Consider the following 19,558-nt stretch of genomic DNA (forward strand, 5'->3'; position numbering starts at 1 on the left):
TTGGCATCATGCCGTATCGGATGGCCGGGGCGATCGACCTACCCATGGGAAAAGTCGGACGGCTGGGAAACGGAGCCGGCGCGCACCCCGAGGGGTGCGCGCCGGCGCTGAGGCCTCAGTGGCCGCCGTAGCTAGCCGCCGCCGTTCGTTCCTTGGCCGGGCTGCAGGGTCACATCGTTGTTCTGAGCACCGGTGCCGCCGGTATTACCGCCGTTGTTGCCCGGGAACCCGGCTGTGCCGCCGTTGGTCTGACCGCCGCCGTTGTTGCCGCCGCCGTTGCCCTGGCCACCGCCGTTGTTGTTACCGCCGCCGTTGCCCTGGCCACCGCCGTTGTTGTTGCCGCCGTTGTTGTCACAGCTGATGCCGATGACCGCGAGGGCGCAGTTGTTGTTCTGCGGCTGCACGGGCGGCGGCGCGACGCCGTTGCCGAACTTGCTCGGGTCACCGGTCGTGATGCGGTCGGGGAAGTCGACCTGCTTCATGTCCAGCGCTTTGGCCGAATCGTTCAGAGTCTTTTGCCAGATCTCACCGGGCACGCTGGCGCCGAACATGTCGCGGCCGTCCTTGAGGTGCAGCTCGACCTTCTTCTGCTTGCCACCGACCCAGACCGTGACGGCGAGCTGAGGAATGCCGCCGACGAACCAGCAGTCACCGGAACCGATGTGCTTGTCCTTGCCGTCGTCGTACTCCCACGTACCACTCTTGGCCGCCGATTCGCGGCCGTTCTTCAGGTCGAGGTCGTCGGCCTTGACGATCTTCTGCATGACGCCGAGTTCGTTGGACGTCTCGGCGGCCGGGAACACGCGGTTGCCGCTGGTGTTCTCGCTCAGCAGTACGTCCTTCTTGCCGTTGTCCGCATTGACCTGGGTCACCGACTTGATGAAGTGCGCCACGTGGTGGACGCCGCCCCCGATGATCGTGGCCACGCCCTCGGCGTGCTCGAGCGGGACGACCCGGTACTGGCCGAACCCGATCTCGTCGTCGAAGTCCTTGTTCAGCGCGCTCGTGTCGGTCTTGGTGAGGTCGACCGGCGTGGTCTTCCCGTCCTGGAAGATGTGAGTGAGGCCGGCCTCCTTGGCCGTTTCGGCCACCGTGCCGGAGCCGACCGCGTCCGCGATCCAGTAGAACGGGAAGTTGTACGACTTGATCGTGGCCGTTTCCAGGTCACAGTCGCGCGGGCTGCCCTTGCACAGCGCGTTGTCGTCCGCGCCGGCGTTGTTGATCTTCGTACCGTTCTTACGGGGCTGCTTGGCGTCCCACTTCGAGTCGAAGGACAGGCCCTGCTTCAGGCCGGCTGCCAGCGTGTAGATCTTGAAACTCGAGCCCGGCGACTGCCCGCCGGTGATCTTGCTACCGTCGCCGGCCATGTAGCCGCCGTAGTCGAGGCCGTTGGGATCGTCACCGCCGAAGTAGCCGAGCACCCGCCCGGTGTTGGGGTCGATCGCGATCACCGCTGCCTGATAGGTCTTCGGCAGACCGTGCATCGGCGAGGACTTGCTCTTCGCCGAGCCGGCCTCCTCGGCCGCCTTCTGCACGTCCGGGTTGATCGTGGTGTTGACGGTCAGGCCGCCCTGTTCGAACGCCGATTCGGGGATGCCGGCCGCGTTCAGTTCCGCCTTCACATGCCGGATGATCATGCCGACCGGCTTGTCCGCCGCGCACGTCTTACACGTGTCCGAACTCGGCTTCTTCACCGCCGGATATTTGCGCTGGTCATACTCCTGCTGAGTGATCCAGTGCATGTCCACCATGTTCTTCATGGTGTATTCCCAGCGATCCTTCGCCCCGGCCAGGTTGTAGTTGGGGTCGAAACCCGGAGCACCACCCTTGACCGGATACGGCTGCTTGATGATCGACGCCAGCACCGCCGCCTCATCCGGGGTGATCGCGTTCTTCTGCCCCACCGGCGTCGTCACCGACTTACCGAAATAGCCCTGCGCCGCGGCCTCGATACCCTGCCGGCCCTCACCCAGATCGATGTAGTTCAGGTACATACCCATGATCTGGTTCTTGTCGTACTGCGACTCCAGCTTGCGGGCGATCACCGCCTCGCGCAGCTTGCGGTTGATGCTGATCGCCTTCAGGTTCGCGACGTGCCGCGCGTACTGCTGAGTGATCGTCGAGGCACCCTGCGTCGCACCGCCGGTGAAGTTGTTCCACGCGGCACGCACGATGCCCTTCATGTCGATGCCGTGATGGGTGTAAAAGTTTTTGTCCTCGGCCGCCGCGACCGCATGCTCGACAACCTTGTTGATCTTCGCCTCGGGCACCACCGTGCGGTTCTGCTCACCCACCTTGGCCAGCACATTGCCCGCCCCGTCGAGGATCGTGTTCGACTGATCCTCACTGACCGGCGGCGGCAACTCCACACTGTCGAAGAAGTAGGTACCACCGACCACCCCGGCGCCCAGCAGAATCACCACCACCGCCGCGGCCGCGGTCAGAATGTTGGTACGCCGGCGACGCTTGGCCGCCTTCGACTTGTCCTTCTTGCCGCCCCGCCCGCCGGAACCGAGCGCGCCGTCGTCGCCGGTGCCGGGCGGCATGCCCGGTCCGCCGCCGCCGGGCCGCACGGCCGCGCGAGCCACCGCGGGCCGCCCACCGGCGCCGACCGCGGCGCTGCCCACCGACGCGCTGCCGATCGAGGCCCGGCCACCGGGCCGGGCCGAGCCGACGGGAGCGCCGCCCACCGCGGCGCCACCGACTGCTGCGCCACCCACGGCGGCCCGGCCTCCCGGCCGAGCCGAGCCGACTGATGCACTACCGGCGGCGCCACCCACGGCGGCCCGCCCCGGTCCCCGACGGTAGGCGTCGGGTGCGGAGCGCGGCTCGTCCGGATATCGGGCGGGCGCGTCGTCAGGCGCGGAGCCGGGCGTGCCGGGCACCCGGGCCCGGGCGCGCGCAGACTGCGAATCGCCGTACGAGTTCATTCGGTCACACCTCGGTCGCGGTGGCGCATGCCGGGAGAGCCCTGGAGGGGCCCCCGCCAACGGCGTCACTAGCGGACATTCGTGGCTGCGTCCGCGCAGCCGCCCGGTCGGATGTCAGAAATGACCGAGTCCTGCGCTGGCTGCGCGAGTCGGTCGGGGTCGTGTGCACAGTAGTCGGACGAAGCCGCGTCATCGGCGGCCCTCCCGGCGCTGCGACGACGACCCGGTCTCGCGGTGGCGGCCCGCGGCGGCCGCGGCAAGTGCCTCGGCCTGGTCAAGTTCGTCGGCAGAGAGCGCGTCGCGACCGAGCACGAACTGCTCGATCAAGTGATTCCACGCGCAGGTCTGGCACACCTCGACGACGAAAACCTGAAACTCACGCAGCGTCATCGCCAGTATCGGAAGCTCGGCCAGCTTGCGAGCTTGCCCGGCGGACTGCTTGAGCTCATCACCGTAGATGTAATGCACCAGGGTCAGGTTGTCCCGGCGGCAGATCGGACAGCGTTCGTCGGTCGGCTCGCCATGGAATCGAGCAGCACTTTTCAGGTACGGCGAGGCATCACAGACCTCGAGCGTCCCGATCCGGCCGTTGTGCACGTCACGCAGGACTGACCGCTTCTGTAGCGAGTAGTCGACCACCTGCCGCTGCGTGCGCATGGCGAAGAGAGTACGCGGTCGTCGCCCGCGCGGCGACAGTCATCACTCAGCGTGGCGCAGTGGTCGCCGAGCCATGAATTTGTTGCGCCTTCGCCCGCCCCGCTCTACGGTAGCGATGTATCGGGCCGATACATCGGCGCAGAGAGCGCCGCCGAGCGGAGCAGAGGAGGTTGCCAATGATCGAGTTGGCGATCCTCGGCCTGCTGCAGGAGACGCCCATGCACGGTTACGAGCTGCGCAAAGAGCTCGCCACCAAGCTCGGCACGATCCGCGCCGCCATCAGCTACGGCACGCTCTACCCCACCCTCAAGCGCCTGCAGACCGCCGGCTGGATCACCGAGACCGCAACCGAGGCCGATCAGACGATCGTGCCCCCGATGACCAGCAAACGCGGCCGGGTTGTCTACAAGATCACTGCCGAGGGCAAGGAACGGTTCGCCGATCTTCTCGCCCAGGCCGGGCCCGAGACCTATGACGACGCCGGCTTCGGCGTGCACTTCGCCTTCTTCGCCCGCACCGACCGGGCGACCCGCCTCCGCATCCTCGAGGGCCGCCGCCGGCGCATCGAGGAACGCCGCGAGGGCCTGCGCGACGTGCTGTCGCGCGCCAACGACCGAATCGACGCCTACACGCTCGAGCTCCAGCGCCACGGCCTGGAGGCCTACGAGCGCGAGGTCCGCTGGCTGGAAGAGCTGATCACCAACGAGCGCTCCGGCCGTGCACCCGATTTCCGTGACTTCCCCGCCGACCAGGCCGGGGACGCATCCCCCGAAACCCCGCGTCCGCATCAGGACCGGCCGTGATGAACAAGGAGGCAAACGCGATGGGTTCCGTACGCGTCGCCATCGTCGGTGTGGGTAACTGCGCCTCGTCCCTGATCCAGGGCGTGGAGTACTACAAGGACGCCGACCCGAACGACCGCGTTCCGGGTCTCATGCACGTGACCTTCGGCGACTACCACGTCTCCGACGTGAAGTTTGTCGCGGCGTTCGACGTTGACGCCAAGAAGGTCGGCATGGACCTGGCCGAGGCGATCGTCGCCAGCGAGAACAACACGATCAAGCTGACCGACGTGGCGCCCACCGGCATCACCGTCCAGCGTGGACCGACGTTCGACGGTCTGGGCATCTACTACCGCGAGATGGTCGAGGAGTCCCCGGCCGAGCCGGTCGACGTGGTCCAGGTGCTGCGCGACGCGCAGGTCGACGTCGTGGTCTCCTACCTGCCGGTCGGTTCCGAGCAGGCCGACAAGTTCTACGCCCAGGCCGCGATCGACGCCGGCTGCGCGTTCGTCAACGCTCTGCCGGTCTTCATCGCCTCCAACCCGGAGTGGGCGCAGAAGTTCACCGACGCGGGCCTGCCGATCGTCGGCGACGACATCAAGAGCCAGGTCGGCGCCACCATCGTGCACCGCGCCCTGGCCAAGCTGTTCGAGGACCGCGGCGTCGAGCTGCTGCGCACCTACCAGCTCAACTTCGGCGGCAACATGGACTTCATGAACATGCTGGAGCGCAACCGCCTGGTCTCGAAGAAGATCTCGAAGACCCAGTCGGTCACGAGCCAGATCCCGCACGAGATGATCAAGAGCGACGTGCACATCGGCCCGTCCGACCACGTGCCGTGGCTCGACGACCGCAAGTGGGCCTACATCCGGCTCGAGGGCCGCTCGTTCGGCGACACCCCGCTCAACGCCGAGCTCAAGCTCGAAGTGTGGGACTCCCCCAACTCGGCCGGCGTCATCATCGACGCGGTCCGCGCCGCGAAAATCGCCAAGGACCGCGGCATCGGCGGCCCGATCCTCTCGGCCTCGTCCTACTTCATGAAGTCCCCGCCGGTCCAGTACAACGACCACGACGCGAAGGAGGCCGTCGAGGCCTTCATCCGCGGCGAGGTCGAGCGCTGACCAGCATTTAGAAACGGCCGGCCTGCTGCAAACAGGCCGGCCTTTTCTGTACGCCGGGCCCCCGCGCACCAGAAGCACCAGCATTCGCGCGCCCCGAAGCGGGCCGCCCGGCAAAAGCGCGGGTCGCGGCCACAGCGCATCCAGCGCTAATGAGAGATAGCCCTCCAACCCGCTGGCCGGGAAGAGCAAGGCGCACCCCACCCCGCCGGCCCAGGCAAGAATGCCGGGCGGCCGGGGGGCGCATCTGTCACTCAGGCGAGACAGCGGGGCGGGTGAGGCCCACCCGATACTCAGGCGAGAAGGCACGGTGGGCGAGGCTCACCCGGGCGAGAAAGGCCGGGCCGGCCGGGGGCGCACCCGACACCCGGGCGGGGATGGCAGGGTGGACAAGGCTCACCCGGCACCCAGGCGAGGAGGCGGGACGGGCAAGGCCCATCCGGCATCCGGCACCCGCGGCACCCGCACCCGCGGCACCCGGCACCCGCGGCACCCGCACCCGCGGCACCCGGCACCCGCGGCACCCGGCACCCGCGGCACCCGGCACCCGGCACTCGGCACTCGGCACCCGGCACCCGGCACCCGGGACCCGGCACCCGGCACCCGGGACCCGGGACCCGGGACCCGGCACCCGGGGGAGATGGCCCTCTAAGTAAAGAGGTGTCAAGTCCAGGCTTTGGCGAGCGCGACGCGGGCCTCGAGCTCGAGCAGCTTGCGCTTTCGCTCGATGCCTCCGCCGAAGCCGACCATCTTGCCGCCGGCGCCGACGACGCGGTGGCAGGGCACGATGACCGGCACCGGGTTGTGGTTGCAGGCGGTGCCGACTGCGCGGGCCGCGCCCGGGTCGCCGAGGGCGGTCGCGATCGAGCCGTAGGTGACCATCTCGCCGTAGGGAATCTTGGCGATCTGGCCCCAGACCGTTCGCTCGAACTCCGAGCCGCCGCGCATCTCGACTGGCAGCTCGAACTCGGTCAGCTCGCCCGCGAAGTAGGCCTTGATCTGGGAGATGGCCGGATGGTCGCCCGACGAACCGGGCGGCGCCCCGAAGCGCACTCCGACAACGGTCTCGTCCACGACGGAGACACCGAGGGGCCCGATCGGCGAGTCGACTACGAACACGCCCCGATTGTGCCCGCCGGGTACGACAACTTTCGAATCGCGTGTAAAGACTTCCGCGCCGGATGTTGGGGTGAGCATGGCGGCGGACGCGAGTTTCATCGCATTTGTGGCCGAACGGGCACGGCGCTGCTCCGGATCGTGCCGTCCTCGTCCTCTCGAGGACCGCACGGTGGACGAAACCGCCGACCGGTGAGCGTCAGGCGACGTGGCCGTTGTCGCGGGCCCACTTGAAGAGTTCGGCCTCGGCCTCGTCGTGGGTCAGCGGCCCGCGGTCGAGCCGCAGTTCCTTGAGGTAGCGCCAGGCCTGGCCGACGATCGGGCCGGGCGGCACCCCGAGCAACTCCATGATCGCATTGCCGTCGAGGTCGGGCCGCACCCGGGCGAGATCTTCCTCGGCTTCGATGCGGGAGATCCGCTCCTCCAGCGCGTCGTAGTCGGCGGCCAGGTTGGCGGCCTTGCGCTTGTTGCGGGTCGTTACGTCGGACCGCGTGAGTTTGTGCAGGCGGGGGAGCAGCGGGCCGGCGTCGGTCACGTAGCGGCGCACGGCGGAATCGGTCCACTCGCCCCGGCCGTACCCGTAGAAGCGCAGGTGGAGAGCCACCAGCTCGACCACCTCGGAGGTGATGTCCTTGGGGTATTTCATGGCCTTCATGCGCTGCTTGGTCAGGCGCGCCCCGACGACCTCGTGGTGGTGGAAGCTGACGCGGCCGTCGCGGCCGACCGCCTTGGTGGCCGGTTTGCCGACGTCGTGCATGAGTGCGGCCATCCGCAGCACGAAGTCGGGGCCGCCTTCGCCCTCGAGCCGCATCGCGTTCTGCACGACGATCAGCGTGTGCTCGTAGACGTCCTTGTGCTGGGCGTGCTCGTCGATTTCGAGCTTGAGCCCGGAGATCTCGGGCAGGAAGCGGTCGGCCACACCGGTGTCGACGAGGAGCCGCAGCCCGAGGATCGGGTCGGCGCCGCAGAGCAGCTTGGTGAATTCGTCGCGGATGCGCTCGGCGGTGATCCGGTCGAGATCCGGCGCCATGTCCCGCATGGCATTGATGACCGAATTGTCCACGGTAAAACCGAGCTTTGCCGCGAACCGGGCCGCCCGCAGCATCCGAAGTGGATCATCGCCGAATGACAGCGACGGAGCGGCCGGCGTGCGGATCACCTGGGCCGCGAGATCCTTCAGGCCGCCGAACGGGTCGGTGAACTCATGGCCGGGCAGCGAAACCGCCATTGCGTTGATCGTGAAGTCGCGCCGTTCGAGGTCATCCAGCAAAGAGGTGCCGTAGGAGACGACCGGATTACGCGTGACGCCGTCGTAGGCCTCGGCCCGGAAGGTGGTGATCTCGATCCGGAGACCGGATTTCTGCACGCCGATCGTGCCGAACTCGCGACCGGTCTCCCAGATCGCGTCGGCCCAGCCCTGCACCAGCGCCAGCGTCTGCTCGGGCCGCGCATCGGTGCAGAAGTCGAGGTCATCGCCGAGACGGCCGAGCAGCGCGTCGCGCACCGAGCCCCCGACGAGGTGCAATTCGTGGCCGGCGGCGCCGAACCGGCGCCCCAGCTCATCGGCGAGAGGGGAGACGCGAAGAAGCTCGGCGACGGCGTTTCGCTGGGCGTCATTCAACAAAGACATGGGATGACCAGCGTATCGGGTGAGAGCGGCGGCGGTGGGAGTGGGCAGCTCCGAATGGCAGCAGGCAGGATGGGCGGATGCCCGTTTCCGAAGCCGTGCGCCGGATTTGCGAGAACCCGGCGTTCTGGACCGACACCATTGCCGACGAATCGGGCGAAATTCGCGTCACCTTCCCGGTCATCGGCGGCTACGCGCTCATCCTCGACGTGGACCTGGCGTCCGGCGATCGCACGCTCGGGCTGCGGCGCCCCGGCTTCACCGAGCCCGATCAACTTGGCTGGGCGCCCGCCGACGGACCCTATCCGGCCGCGCTGCGCTGGTGGGAGCTCGACCTCTGCGCCCGGGTGGTCGCCTGGGAAGATCCGACTCTGCCCCACCCGGGCCTCGTCGTGGCGCTGCTGTCGCCGTTCGCGCCGGCGGTCGCCAACGACGACGAGACGACGATCGCCGCGGTGCGCGAGTCGGCGTACCGGTCGCTGCGCCGTGCGGTGCCGCCGGCCGAACCGGCCGGTCCGGAGCAGGCGCCTTTGCCGCTTTTCGCCGGCGAGGACTGGTGGCCGGCGCCGCGGGGCGGGTCACCCGAGGTGCTCGACGAGGCCGCTGTCGCGGCACTCAGCCGCCCGGCCCGGGCGATGCTCGAGATCCGAGCGGCGGAACGCTTTCCGTCCGACGGGATCGCGGATCTCGTACGGCGTGCCGAAGCGCACCTGGGAATCCAGTCCGAGCACGGCTGGTACGCCGAGACCAAGCCGCTCGCCCGCAAGATCGTGGAATCCGGTGATCTTCGTCCGATTCCCGAGCTGCTGGCCGTACTGACCGAAGTCGGCTGTGATCATCCGACCGTGCTCGACGCGCTCAGTGAGCCCCTGGTCACGGCCGAGGCGTGCTGGATGCTGGAGACACTGGCCGGGGCCGCGCCGGGCACCCTCCTGCGACGACACCTGTGACGTACCCCTTTATGGTGACGATGTGTGCGTATCGCTGGGGAGGCCTTGAGTGAACGACGGCCTGTATAGCAGTGCCAACTCGCGAGGCCTGCCGCCGTCGGCCGAGGTCGTCCTGGGGCCGGCGAGCGCGTCGGTGCCCGGGGCCCCGCTCCTCGACCAGGAAGCTCTGCCGCCGCAGGAGATCCCGGCCGAGAACAAGAGCGGGAGCCTCATGCGCTCCAGCGCGATCATGGCGGTCGGCACGCTGGCGTCGCGGGTCACCGGCTTCTTCCGGTCGACGCTGCTCGTCGCGGCACTCGGCACGGGCGCGCTCGGCGACGTGTTCAACACCTCGAACACGATCCCCAACATCGTCTACGACATTCTGCTCGGTGGGGTGCTCACCGCGGCTCACGTGCCGCTGCTGATCCGGGCCCGCAACCGCTCCGAGAAGTACGGCGAGGAGTTCGAGCAGCGCCTGTTCACGGTGCTGCTCGGCGCATTGGCCGCGATCACGCTGGTCGCGATGGCCGCCTCGACGCTGCTGATCAACCTGTACGCCAGCAAGTTCACCGCCACCCAGCATCGCCTCGCGGTGACGTTCCTGCTGTTCTTCCTCCCGCAGATCTTCTTCTACGGTTTCGCGGCGGTGGCCAGCGCCTCGCTCAACTCGCGCAACCGGTTCGGCGCACCGATGTGGACACCGGTGCTCAACAACATCGTCGTCATCGTGGTGCTGGTCGCCTTCATGGCAACTACGCACGGTCATCTCGACGACACCACCATCAGCAGTGGGAAGGTCACGTTCCTCGGCATCGGTGTCACGGCCGGCGTGGCCGCTCAGGCGTTCGGCCTGATCCCGTCGATGCGCAAGCTCGGCTTCAACTTCCGTCCCCGGTTCGACTTCCGGCGGGCCGAGCTGACCCAGATGTGGGGGATGGCCAGCTGGACCCTCCTCTACGTGGTGGCCCAGCAGATCGCGCTGGTCGTCTACACCCGGCTGGCCAACGCGGCCGGCGCACGCGGCTCCAAGGTGCTGCACCTCGACCACGGCATCGGCCTGACTCCCTGGACCAACGCGTACGCGTTCTTCCAGCTGCCGTACGCCGTCGTGGCCATTTCGATCATCACGGCGATCCTGCCGCGCATGACCCAGAGTGCGGCCGAAGGCCGCTTCGACCGCCTGGCGGCGGAGTTGCGCGAGGGCGTACGCCTTTCGCTGTCCCTGATGCTCCCGGCCGTCGCCCTGCTGTTCGGCGCGGCGAGCGAGATCGCCTTCGTGCTGTTCGCGCACGGCGAGACGAACGCGGCCGGCGCCGAAGTGATCGCCCAGGTGCTCCGGGTCTTCGCCGTCGCGCTCACCCCGTTCACGGTCCTGCAGTTGCTGCAGCGCGGCTTCTACGCGCTCGCCGACACGCGCACCCCGGCGCTGATCGCGATCTTCTCGACCGCGACCGGCGCGATCTCCGCGCTGATCCTGTCGAGCGTGCTCGACACCCAGCACGTCATCATGGGCATCGCGGCAGCCCAGGGCGTCTCCTGGACAATCGGCTGCGTCGTCTCGATCGTGCTGCTGCGCCGGCGGCTCGGCCGCCTGGGCGGGCGGGAGATCGTCGGCCTGGTCGGCAAGGCCGGCGCGTGCAGTCTGGTCGCGCTGATCGTGGCCGAATTGCTGCACGTTTTTCTCGCCTCGCACGCGCAATCCAGTTTTGCCCTGTCCGTGCTGGTCCTGATCCTGCAGGGCGTTCTCGGCGGGGGTGCTTTCCTGGTCTTCGCCACCGTGCTGCGGGTGCCTGAGGTAAACCAGGTGATCGGGATGCTTCGGCGCAAACTCGGCCGCTGATTGCCTTCTGATCCCTACGAAACCGCCACTGAACAGGCACTTTTCCGTCGTTTCGGTCGGAGAAAAGTCCGTTCGTACGCGCGTGTCCGACTGCCGCGCCGGGGGGACGACCTGCCGTACGGTGGTCCTGTGCGGGTATGGTCGTGGTCGGCATGCACCCCAGCGCGTGCCTATTGCCCCCAAGCACGTGGAGATAAGTGCGTGCAGCACCGAGGGAGGACGGGTGACCCAGGTCGGCGAAGGCCACGAGACCGCGGCCGAAGCGGACGGACCGGTCATGACCTTCGGTGCTCCCACCGTGGGTGAGATCCTGGCCGAGCGCTATCAGCTCGAAGAGCATGTCAACAACGACAGTGCCGGCCGGCAGGTGTGGCGCGGCATCGACGTCATCCTGCGGCGCCCGGTCGCGGTCGTGCTCCGGCACCCCGGCGGCGACTCGGCCGCCGAGATGCTCGAGGCCGCGGTCGACGCGAGCCGGGTGATCCACCCCAACCTGGTCGGCGTCTACGACGCGATCGACGAGGGTCAGCGCGCCTACGTGGTGCGCGAGTGGGTCGAGGGCCAGTCGCTGCGCGAGCTGGTGAGCGAGCAGGGTCCGCTCGACCCCGCCCGGGCCACCTCCATCGCCCACGCGATCGCCGACGCTCTGGCCGCGGTGCACGCCACCGGCATGGTGCACGGCAACGTGCACCCCGGCACGATCCTGATCGGCGACGACGGCCGGGTGGTCCTGGCCGACGCCCGGGCCGATTCGGGCGACGACGTCGAGAGCGACATCCGCGCGGTCGGCGGCATCCTCTATTTCGCGCTCACCGGCCGCTGGCCGCATGCCGAGGTGGGCGGCTCCACGCTGCCCGACGCCACCCGCGACGCGACCGGCGCGCTGGCCACGCCGCGGCAGATCCGGGCCGGCGTCCCGGCCTACCTCGACGACCTCACCATGGACCTGCTCGACAAGCGGGTCCAGGCCCCCGACTCGGAGGCGCTCGCCGCCGAGCTGGGCCGCCTCGACTCCTCCTCCGACGACGACTACGAGGACGTCGGTCCGCTGCGGTTCGCCCCCAGCGCGTCGCCCGAGCCGGGCCGCAACAACAACAAGATCATTTTTGGTGTTGCGACGCTGGCCGTGATCGCGATCGTCGGTCTGGTCTTCGGCATCCGAGCGATCACCTCGTCGGGCAAGCCCACGCCGTCCCACACGACCCAGGCCAACGCCGGCAACGCGCCCAGCGACACGACGACCGGCAGCGCGGCGGTGCCCGCACCGGCGCCGACCAAGATCGCGCTGACCGGTGACATGGTCCGCATCGTCGACCCGCCGGACGGCAGCCGCAGCCAGCAGGGCGACGCCGCGTACACGGTCGACAACGACCCCGACACCTCGTGGCAGACCCAGGGCTACAACTCGGCCAACTTCGGCAACCTCAAAAAGGGCATGGGCGTGCTGATCAACCTCGGCTCGCCTCACTCGGTCAGCGATGTCCGGGTCGAGACGGCCGAGTCGGGCGTCGTGATGGACGTCCGCGTCGGCAACACCGACCCCGGCGACAGCAGCGAGGGCGACGGCAAGATCGTCTCCACGTACAAGCGGCTGGGCGACAGCGACAACAGCGACCAGTCCAGCGGCACCACCCAGGTCTTCTCGGTCTTCGACCCGGACCAGAAATACCAGTACATCCTGGTGTTCATCACCAAGCTGCCGCACACCGGCGGTGCGCACCCCTACTCGGCTTCCGTCGACTCGATCCAGGTCGACGGCAACTGATCCACCCGACTTCCTGACGATGCCCCGGTCACCTGGCGACCGGGGCATCGCTCTGTACACAGTGGGTGGCGTGGTCGCCTGACCGGAAGTGCGCGGCTTGGATAGATTGCTCGGGTGACCTCCCGCGCCCAGGCCGACGCAACCAGCGACGCTGGGCTGCTGCGCGCCCACGTCGAGGGCGATCCGCAGGCGTTCGCCGAGTTGGTGCGCCGGCACCGCGACCGGCTGTGGGCGGTGGCCCTGCGCACGATCGGCGACCGCGAGGAGGCCGCCGACGCGGTGCAGGACGCGCTGCTCGCCGCCCACCGCAACGCGGCCCGCTTCCGCGGCGACTCGGCGGTCACCACCTGGCTGCACCGCATCGTCGTCAACGCCTGCCTCGACCGCATCCGCCGCCGGCAGGCCCACCCGACGGTCCCGCTGCCCGACGGCAGCCGCTCCGACGACCGCCCGTCCGGCGTCGAGCCGGCGGCGCCGGCCCACGACCACGACACCGCGCTGGTCGTCCGCGAGGCGCTGGCCGCGCTGCCCGCCGACCAGCGGGCCGCCATCGTGCTGGTCGACGTCCAGGGCTACCCGGTGGCCGAAGCAGCCGAGATCCTCGGCGTGGCCGAGGGCACGATCAAGAGCCGCTGCGCCCGCGGCCGCGCCCGCATGGCAATCACCCTGAGCCACCTGCGCGGAAGCACTTCCAGCAGCAGCACCGGCGCAGCCCATCGGCCGAGAGAAAGCGCCGGCGCGGCCCACGAGTCGGCAGACGGCGGCGGCCCCGGCCGGACGAGAGAGAGCGACGGCGCGGCCCACGAGTCGGCAGATGGCGGCGGCCCCGGTGGGGCGGGCGACGGCGGTGGCGCTCACAGTCGGCCGAGAGACACTGGTCACGAGGCTGACGGGAACCGTGGCGGTACCCGATCCGTCCCATCCGGACCGGCAGCGGCGAGCACGCCGCAGCCGAGCGTGCACGATCGGAGGGATCCGCGGTGACCGGGGCCGACTTCGGCGGGGTCGATATCGACCTGCTGGCGGACTACATCGGTGGTGCCCTCGCGGGCACGCCCGAGGAGTCCGTGGTCGCTGCCCGAATCGCCGCCGACCCGGGCTGGCAGGCGGCCTACGTGTCGCTGGGAGAGGGCATGTCGTTGGTGTCGGCCGAGTTGGGCCGGCTCGCGCCCGAGCCGATGCCGGCCGAGCTGGCCGACCGTCTCGACACCATGCTGATCGCGGGCGGCCGGTCGGTCGGCGAGGCTGACGCGATTGCCGACGCCGACTCCACAGCGCCTGACCTGGCCCAGCCGCCCGTGGCGCATCTGCACCTCGTGCGCGGCGAGGGTGCGGGTGGTGACGGTGCTCAGGGCGTACGGGAAACGCAGCCGGCACCGCGGCGTGGGCGACGGCTTCGCTGGGCCGCACCGATTGCGGTGGCCGCGGGTCTTGTCGCTTTTGTTGGTTTTGGTCTTGACTATCTTGCCGGGCGTGACTCGCACTCGGCCAGCACCGATTCGGCCGGTTCCGGCACGGCGGTTCGGGGCGACGCGCCCAAGCTCGCGACCTCAGGGGCCCAGACGACGCTCGCCAGCGGCATCAACTACACGCACGCCACGCTTGGCATCGCACCGGTGCAGCCGATGTCGGGGTCGCTGACGTCGCCCGATACGCCGGGGCGCAAGACGGCGCCCGAGATGGCGGCTGGTGTCGAATCGGCCCTGCAGCGGTTGACCGCGCCGGATGCCGTCGCCGACTGTCTTGCCGCGATCGAAAAGGCCAACGGCGGCGGCGCCCTTTCGACGGAAAGCATCGACTACGCCCGGTTTGCCGGAGTACCCGCGGTGATCGTCCGATTCACCTCGAGCAACGGGCACTGGGCGTGGGCGAGCGGCGCCGACTGCGGGACACCGGCGAGCGGCGCCGCCACGCTCGACAAAGTGCCGGTAGGCTGAACGCCACTCCGGAACGCCAGCCCCCCGTGAGGTCCGACACGGCCCGCGCGCGGGAATGGCGTGTGCCCGGCTCGACGTTCTAGCGTGCAGTGTCGCCGGTCGATTATCGGCGACGACAGACTTGAGGAGTCGGAAGTGGACGAGGTCCGCAATCTGATCATCATCGGTTCGGGGCCGTCCGGTTACACCGCGGCGCTGTACGCGGCCCGGGCCAACCTCAAGCCTCTCGTGATCGAGGGCGTGCAGTCCGGTGGTGCGCTGATGACCACCACCGAGGTCGAAAACTTCCCGGGTCACCGCGACGGGATCATGGGTCCCGAGCTGATGGACGACATGCGTGCGCAGGCCGAGAAGTTCGGCGCCGAGTTCCTCACCGACGACGTCACCCGGGTCGAGCTGGGCGACCGGCCGACCGAGGCCGGCACCGAGGGGCTCAAGACCGTCTGGGTCGGCGAGAAGGAATACTGGGCCCGCGCGGTGATCCTGGCCACCGGTTCCGCGTGGCGGCCGCTCGGCATCCCGGGCGAGCAGGAGCTGCTCGGACACGGCGTGTCGTCCTGTGCGACCTGTGACGGCTTCTTCTTCCGCAACCACAACATCATCGTGGTCGGCGGCGGTGACTCCGCGATGGAGGAGGCGACCTTCCTCACCCGGTTCGCCGAGACGGTGACGATCGTGCACCGGCGTGACTCGTTCCGGGCCAGCAAGGTCATGCAGCTGCGGGCGCTCAACAACCCGAAGATCAAGGTCGAGTGGAACTCGACGGTCGAGGAGATCCTCGGCGACGACGGCAAGGTCGTCGGCGCGCGGGTGAAGAACCTGCAGACCGGCGAGAGCAAGGTCCTCGATGTCACGGGCGTCTTCGTCGCGATCGGCCACGACCCGCGCAGCGAGCTGTTCAAGGGTCAGGTCGAGCTCGACGACGAGGGCTACGTGAAGGTCGACGCGCCGAGCACCCGCACCAACGTGCCGGGCGTGTTCGCGGCCGGCGACCTGGTCGACCACACCTACCGCCAGGCGATCACCGCCTCGGGCACCGGTTGTGCCTCGGCCCTGGACGCCGAACGCTTCATCGCATCTTTCGTCGAGCTGTAAGACCCGTCAGGAGGAACAAGTGGGAGTAGCAGGCAAGGCGGTCACGGACGCCAGCTTCACGAGCGACGTGCTGCAGTCCGACAAGCCGGTGCTCGTGGACTTCTGGGCCGAGTGGTGCGCGCCCTGTAAGAAGGTCGACCCGCTGCTCGCCGAGATCGCCAAGGAGATGGGCGACAAGGTCGAGATCGTGCAGGTCAACATCGACGAGAACCCCGAGACCACCCGCGCCTACCGGGTGATGTCGGTGCCCACGCTGACGATCTTCAAGGGTGGCCAGCCGGTCAACTCGGTGACCGGCGCGCGTCCCAAGAGCGCCCTGGTCAACTTCATCGAGTCCGCTCTCTGAGCCTCCTTCTCATCACGCCCCGCATCCTTTCAGATGCGGGGCGTTGCTTTCCCCGGTAAGGATTCGCCGCCGCGTGCGGTGGGCACCCGGGGAGTACGCTCCGGAAGTTCTGTGGATCTGGGTAAGGAGACACGCGTGCGTTCCATCCGACGTGGAGACAGCGGTCCGGCCGTGGCCGAGATCAGGTCGATCCTGGTGGGCCTGGAACTGCTGGATTCACCCTCGGACGTCTTCGACGACGACACGGACACCGCGGTGCGCGCCTTCCAACAGAGCCGTGGCATCGGCATCGACGGCCTCGTCGGAGACGAGACCTGGGGGGCACTCGACGCCGCCCGCTGGCGGCTCGGCGCCCGTACGCTCTATCAATCGGTTACCGATCCACTGGTCGGCGAGGACGTCCGCACCCTGCAGGAACGCCTCCTCGAGATGGGGTACGACGCCGGTCGACCCGACTCGATCTACGGCGCTCGCACCGCCCGCGCGGTCGCCCAGTTCCAGCGCGAGGTCGGCCTCACCCAGGACGGCTCGTGCGGCCCGCAGACCATGAAGGCGCTGCGCCGGCTCGGCCGCAAGGTCGTCGGCGGCCGCCCACAGTGGCTGCGCGAAGCCGAAGCGTTCCGTCAGGCCGGCACCAACCTCGTCGGCAAGACGATCGTGATCGACCCGGGCCACGGCGGCGGTGACGACCTCGGCGTCGTGGTGCCCGAAGGCCCGCTCCGCTGGGCCGAGGCCGACCTGGTCTTCGACCTCGCCGCCCGGCTCGAGGGCCGGCTCGCCGCGGCCGGCATGCGGGTGCACCTCACCCGCGGGCCGCAGCCGGCCCAGTCGATGACCGGGGCCCAGCGGGCGATGCTGGCCAACAGCCTCGGCGCCGACCTGCTGATCTCGCTGCACCTCGACGGCCACGACAACGAGGCGGCGCAGGGCGTCGCGACCTACCACTACGGCACCGGCAGCGGGCTGAGCTCGACGGTGGGGGAGCGGCTGGCCAACCTGGTGCAGCGCGAAATCGTCGTACGCACCGGGATGCGCGACTGCCGCATCCACGCCAAGACGTGGGAGTTGCTGCGCCTCACGCAGATGCCGGCCGTACGCGTCGACCTGGGCTACCTGACGTCGCCCGCCGACCGGGACCGGCTGGTCAACCCGCTGTTCCGGGAGCAGATCGTCGAGGCGATCCTGGCCGCCGTGCAGCGCATGTATTACCCGGTCGAGGCGGACGTGCCCACCGGCTCGATCGACGTGCGCCAGCTGCGGATGGCGCTGTCCAACCGCGCCTAGTTTTCGACAGTCCTGGTCGCGGTCACCGGGCGGACCGGCCTGAGCAGAGCTTCCGGGCTCATCGAGCCGAGCAACTTCTCCAGCGCGTACTCGACGTCGGACTTCCACGACATCGCGGTGCGCAACTCGAGCCGCAGCCGCGGGAAGCGCGGATGCGGCCGCACCGTCTTGAAGCCGACCGACAGGAAGAAGTCGACAGGCGCGACACAGCCGTCCTGCTTGGTCTCGTCGTCGGCCTCACCGAACTTGGCGTCGCCGAACGCCTCGATCGCCTTGACGCCGCGCTTCGTGAGATCGCGGGCCACGCCCTGGACGAGCATGCGGCCCAGGCCACCACCGGCGAACGAGGCGACCACATGGGCGGTCATGAGCAGGGCCGCGTCGGCGCTCACCGGACTCGTCGGGAAGGCCATCGAACGAGGCACGTACGCCGGAGGGGCGAACATGACGAAGCCGGCCGGCATGCCGTCGACGTACGCCAGCTTGCCGCAGGAACCCCACTCCAGCAGTGTCTGCGATACCCAGGCCTCCTTCTCGAGACCGGTATCGCCGGACGCGCAGGCCCGCTCGGCCGCGACCGGATCGAGTTCCCAGTAGACACACTGGCGACACGGCCTCGGAAGGTCTTCGAGGGTGTCCAGAGTGAGGTTGACCAGGCGTCGCGACATCGCTGTCCCCCTCGAGATGACCGGCTTGTACCCCGGACGGATCCTACGCCGCAAAACCCATGAACGGGATCAGGTCGGGCAGAGGGGCCGGATAACCGAGGGCCACCATCTGCGCCCGCGTTTACTATCGGAGTTCCTGCATTGAAAGGAGAGCCGCATGACCGGCACGACCCAGGACGATTACACCGATCGTTACGCGCGACGTGTGCGCGGGATGACGACATCCGAGATCCGCGCCCTCTTCTCCGTCGCCAGCCGCCCCGAGGTGGTGTCGCTGGCCGGAGGTTCGCCCTACATCGCCGCCCTCCCGCTCGACGCGGTCGGCGAGATGCTCGCCAAAGTCGCCGTCGAACAGGGCACCGTCTCCCTGCAGTACGGCATCGGCCAGGGCACCATCGAACTGCGCGAACGCATCTGCGAAGTGATGGCGCTCTCCGGCATCCACGGCGCGTCCCCCGACGACGTGGTGGTGACCGTGGGCGGGCAGCAGGCGCTCGACCTGCTGGCCCGGCTGTTCCTCGACCCGGGCGACGTGGTGCTCGCCGAGGGGCCGACCTACGTCGGCGCACTCGGTGTGTTCCAGGCCGCCCAAGCCCAGGTGCAGCACATCGCCATGGACGCCGACGGCCTGATCCCGGCAGCACTGGAAGAGGCAATCGCCGCTGTTGAACGCTCCGGCCGGCGAGCCAAGTTCCTCTACACGATCCCGACCTTCCAAAACCCGGCCGGCGTCACCCTCTCCGAGGAGCGACGCGAACAGGTACTCGACATCTGCGAGCGCGCCGGGCTGCTGGTGGTCGAAGACGACCCGTACGGGATGTTGTCCTTCGAGGGTGACGCACCGCTGCCGTTGCGGGCCCGTCGCCGTGAGGGAGTGTTCTACCTGAGCACCTTCTCCAAGACCTTCGCGCCCGGACTGCGGGTCGGCTGGATCCTGGCGCCGCACGCGGTGCGGGAAAAGCTGGTGATGGCGAACGAGGCCAACGTGCTCTGCCCGAGCCCGTTCGCGCAGGCCGCGGTCACGCAGTACCTCTCGACCATGCCGTGGCAGGAGCAGATCAAGGTCTACCGCGAGATCTATCGCGAACGCCGTGACGCGCTGCTCGACGCCCTCAACGACCTCGCCCCGGCCGGCAGCTCATGGACGCGGCCCGGCGGCGGGCTGTTCATCTGGGCGACGCTGCCCGAGGGCCTCGACTCCAAGGCGATGATGCCGCGCGCGATCGCGGCCCGCGTGGCGTACGTGCCGGGCACCGGGTTCTACGCCGACGGCACCGGCCGCAGCAACATGCGGCTCAACTTCTCGTTCTCGTCGCCCGAACGGCTGCGCGAGGGCGTCCGCCGCCTCTCCGGCGTGATGGAACAGGAACTCGAGATGCGCGCGGTCTTCGGCGCCTCGGCGGCCCCGCACGGCCGGCGCCGGGGCACGGCCGCGGCCGACACTCCCGGCTTGGCATGATC

At 69.0% G+C, this 19,558-nt stretch carries 15 protein-coding genes and 1 pseudogene; 11 read left to right on the plus strand and 5 right to left on the minus strand.

The genetic code is table 11. From position 1 onward, the window contains the following. Positions 1 to 131 precede the first annotated feature (131 nt). On the minus strand, positions 132 to 2,720 hold the full coding sequence (locus ACIA5C_RS34410) for a transglycosylase domain-containing protein (RefSeq protein ID WP_396062527.1): 2,589 nt from the start codon (positions 2,718 to 2,720) through the stop codon (positions 132 to 134). Positions 2,721 to 3,119: 399 nt separating this feature from the next. Then, positions 3,120 to 3,587, minus strand: coding sequence for a DUF5318 domain-containing protein (locus ACIA5C_RS34415; protein ID WP_396062529.1), 468 nt, complete (start codon positions 3,585 to 3,587; stop codon positions 3,120 to 3,122). Between the two features lie 176 nt (positions 3,588 to 3,763). Between ACIA5C_RS34415 and ACIA5C_RS34420 the strand changes: the two genes are divergently transcribed. Both ACIA5C_RS34420 and ACIA5C_RS34425 read left to right on the plus strand, forming a co-directional pair. After that, the gene (locus tag ACIA5C_RS34420; RefSeq protein WP_396062531.1) at positions 3,764 to 4,390 is read left to right on the plus strand and encodes a PadR family transcriptional regulator; all 627 of its coding nucleotides are present in this window, start codon (positions 3,764 to 3,766) and stop codon (positions 4,388 to 4,390) included. A gap of 20 nt (positions 4,391 to 4,410) precedes the next feature. Continuing rightward, the gene (locus tag ACIA5C_RS34425) at positions 4,411 to 5,490 is read left to right on the plus strand and encodes an inositol-3-phosphate synthase (protein ID WP_396062900.1); all 1,080 of its coding nucleotides are present in this window, start codon (positions 4,411 to 4,413) and stop codon (positions 5,488 to 5,490) included. Between the two features lie 660 nt (positions 5,491 to 6,150). On the opposite strand, the gene ACIA5C_RS34430 is transcribed toward ACIA5C_RS34425, so the two are convergent. Both ACIA5C_RS34430 and ACIA5C_RS34435 read right to left on the minus strand, forming a co-directional pair. After that, positions 6,151 to 6,606, minus strand: coding sequence for a methylated-DNA--[protein]-cysteine S-methyltransferase (locus ACIA5C_RS34430; RefSeq protein ID WP_396062533.1), 456 nt, complete (start codon positions 6,604 to 6,606; stop codon positions 6,151 to 6,153). Between the two features lie 196 nt (positions 6,607 to 6,802). Beyond that, positions 6,803 to 8,233 carry a CCA tRNA nucleotidyltransferase gene (locus ACIA5C_RS34435; RefSeq protein ID WP_396062535.1) on the minus strand — a complete coding sequence of 477 codons (1,431 nt, stop codon included), beginning with the start codon at positions 8,231 to 8,233 and terminating at the stop codon, positions 6,803 to 6,805. A gap of 77 nt (positions 8,234 to 8,310) precedes the next feature. On the opposite strand from ACIA5C_RS34435, the gene ACIA5C_RS34440 reads away from it, so the two are divergent. From ACIA5C_RS34440 to ACIA5C_RS34475, 8 genes and pseudogenes are all read left to right on the plus strand, one after another. Next, the gene (locus ACIA5C_RS34440; RefSeq protein ID WP_396062537.1) at positions 8,311 to 9,180 is read left to right on the plus strand and encodes a hypothetical protein; all 870 of its coding nucleotides are present in this window, start codon (positions 8,311 to 8,313) and stop codon (positions 9,178 to 9,180) included. Positions 9,181 to 9,229: 49 nt separating this feature from the next. Beyond that, entirely contained in the window at positions 9,230 to 11,002 is a 1,773-nt protein-coding gene (gene murJ / locus ACIA5C_RS34445) for a murein biosynthesis integral membrane protein MurJ (protein ID WP_396062539.1), read from the plus strand. A gap of 223 nt (positions 11,003 to 11,225) precedes the next feature. Then, on the plus strand, positions 11,226 to 12,767 hold the full coding sequence (locus ACIA5C_RS34450) for a protein kinase family protein (RefSeq protein ID WP_396062541.1): 1,542 nt from the start codon (positions 11,226 to 11,228) through the stop codon (positions 12,765 to 12,767). A 105-nt stretch (positions 12,768 to 12,872) separates the two neighbouring features. After that, positions 12,873 to 13,448 (plus strand): annotated as a pseudogene (gene sigM, locus ACIA5C_RS34455) (RNA polymerase sigma factor SigM); the annotation flags it as partial. Positions 13,449 to 13,747: 299 nt separating this feature from the next. Then, the gene (locus ACIA5C_RS34460) at positions 13,748 to 14,704 is read left to right on the plus strand and encodes a hypothetical protein (RefSeq protein ID WP_396062543.1); all 957 of its coding nucleotides are present in this window, start codon (positions 13,748 to 13,750) and stop codon (positions 14,702 to 14,704) included. 135 nt (positions 14,705 to 14,839) lie between these two features. Continuing rightward, on the plus strand, positions 14,840 to 15,799 hold the full coding sequence (gene trxB / locus ACIA5C_RS34465; protein ID WP_396062545.1) for a thioredoxin-disulfide reductase: 960 nt from the start codon (positions 14,840 to 14,842) through the stop codon (positions 15,797 to 15,799). 19 nt (positions 15,800 to 15,818) lie between these two features. Further along, positions 15,819 to 16,145, plus strand: coding sequence for a thioredoxin (gene trxA, locus ACIA5C_RS34470; protein ID WP_396062547.1), 327 nt, complete (start codon positions 15,819 to 15,821; stop codon positions 16,143 to 16,145). A gap of 135 nt (positions 16,146 to 16,280) precedes the next feature. Next, positions 16,281 to 17,429 (plus strand): N-acetylmuramoyl-L-alanine amidase, encoded by a 1,149-nt coding sequence (locus ACIA5C_RS34475; protein WP_396062549.1) that lies wholly within the window; start codon positions 16,281 to 16,283, stop codon positions 17,427 to 17,429. Here ACIA5C_RS34475 and ACIA5C_RS34480 read toward each other — a convergent pair. Beyond that, a complete protein-coding gene (locus tag ACIA5C_RS34480) occupies positions 17,426 to 18,097 on the minus strand; it encodes a GNAT family N-acetyltransferase (RefSeq protein ID WP_396062551.1) in 672 nt (223 codons plus the stop codon). The two genes, ACIA5C_RS34475 and ACIA5C_RS34480, sit on opposite strands and share 4 nt — an antisense overlap. Positions 18,098 to 18,254: 157 nt before the next feature. Between ACIA5C_RS34480 and ACIA5C_RS34485 the strand changes: the two genes are divergently transcribed. Beyond that, entirely contained in the window at positions 18,255 to 19,556 is a 1,302-nt protein-coding gene (locus tag ACIA5C_RS34485; RefSeq protein ID WP_396062553.1) for a PLP-dependent aminotransferase family protein, read from the plus strand. The last annotated feature ends 2 nt before the right edge of the window (positions 19,557 to 19,558 follow it).

This window comes from Actinoplanes sp. NPDC051343 (assembly GCF_044455125.1).
In the GTDB taxonomy this organism is placed as follows: Bacteria; Actinomycetota; Actinomycetes; order Mycobacteriales; family Micromonosporaceae; genus Actinoplanes.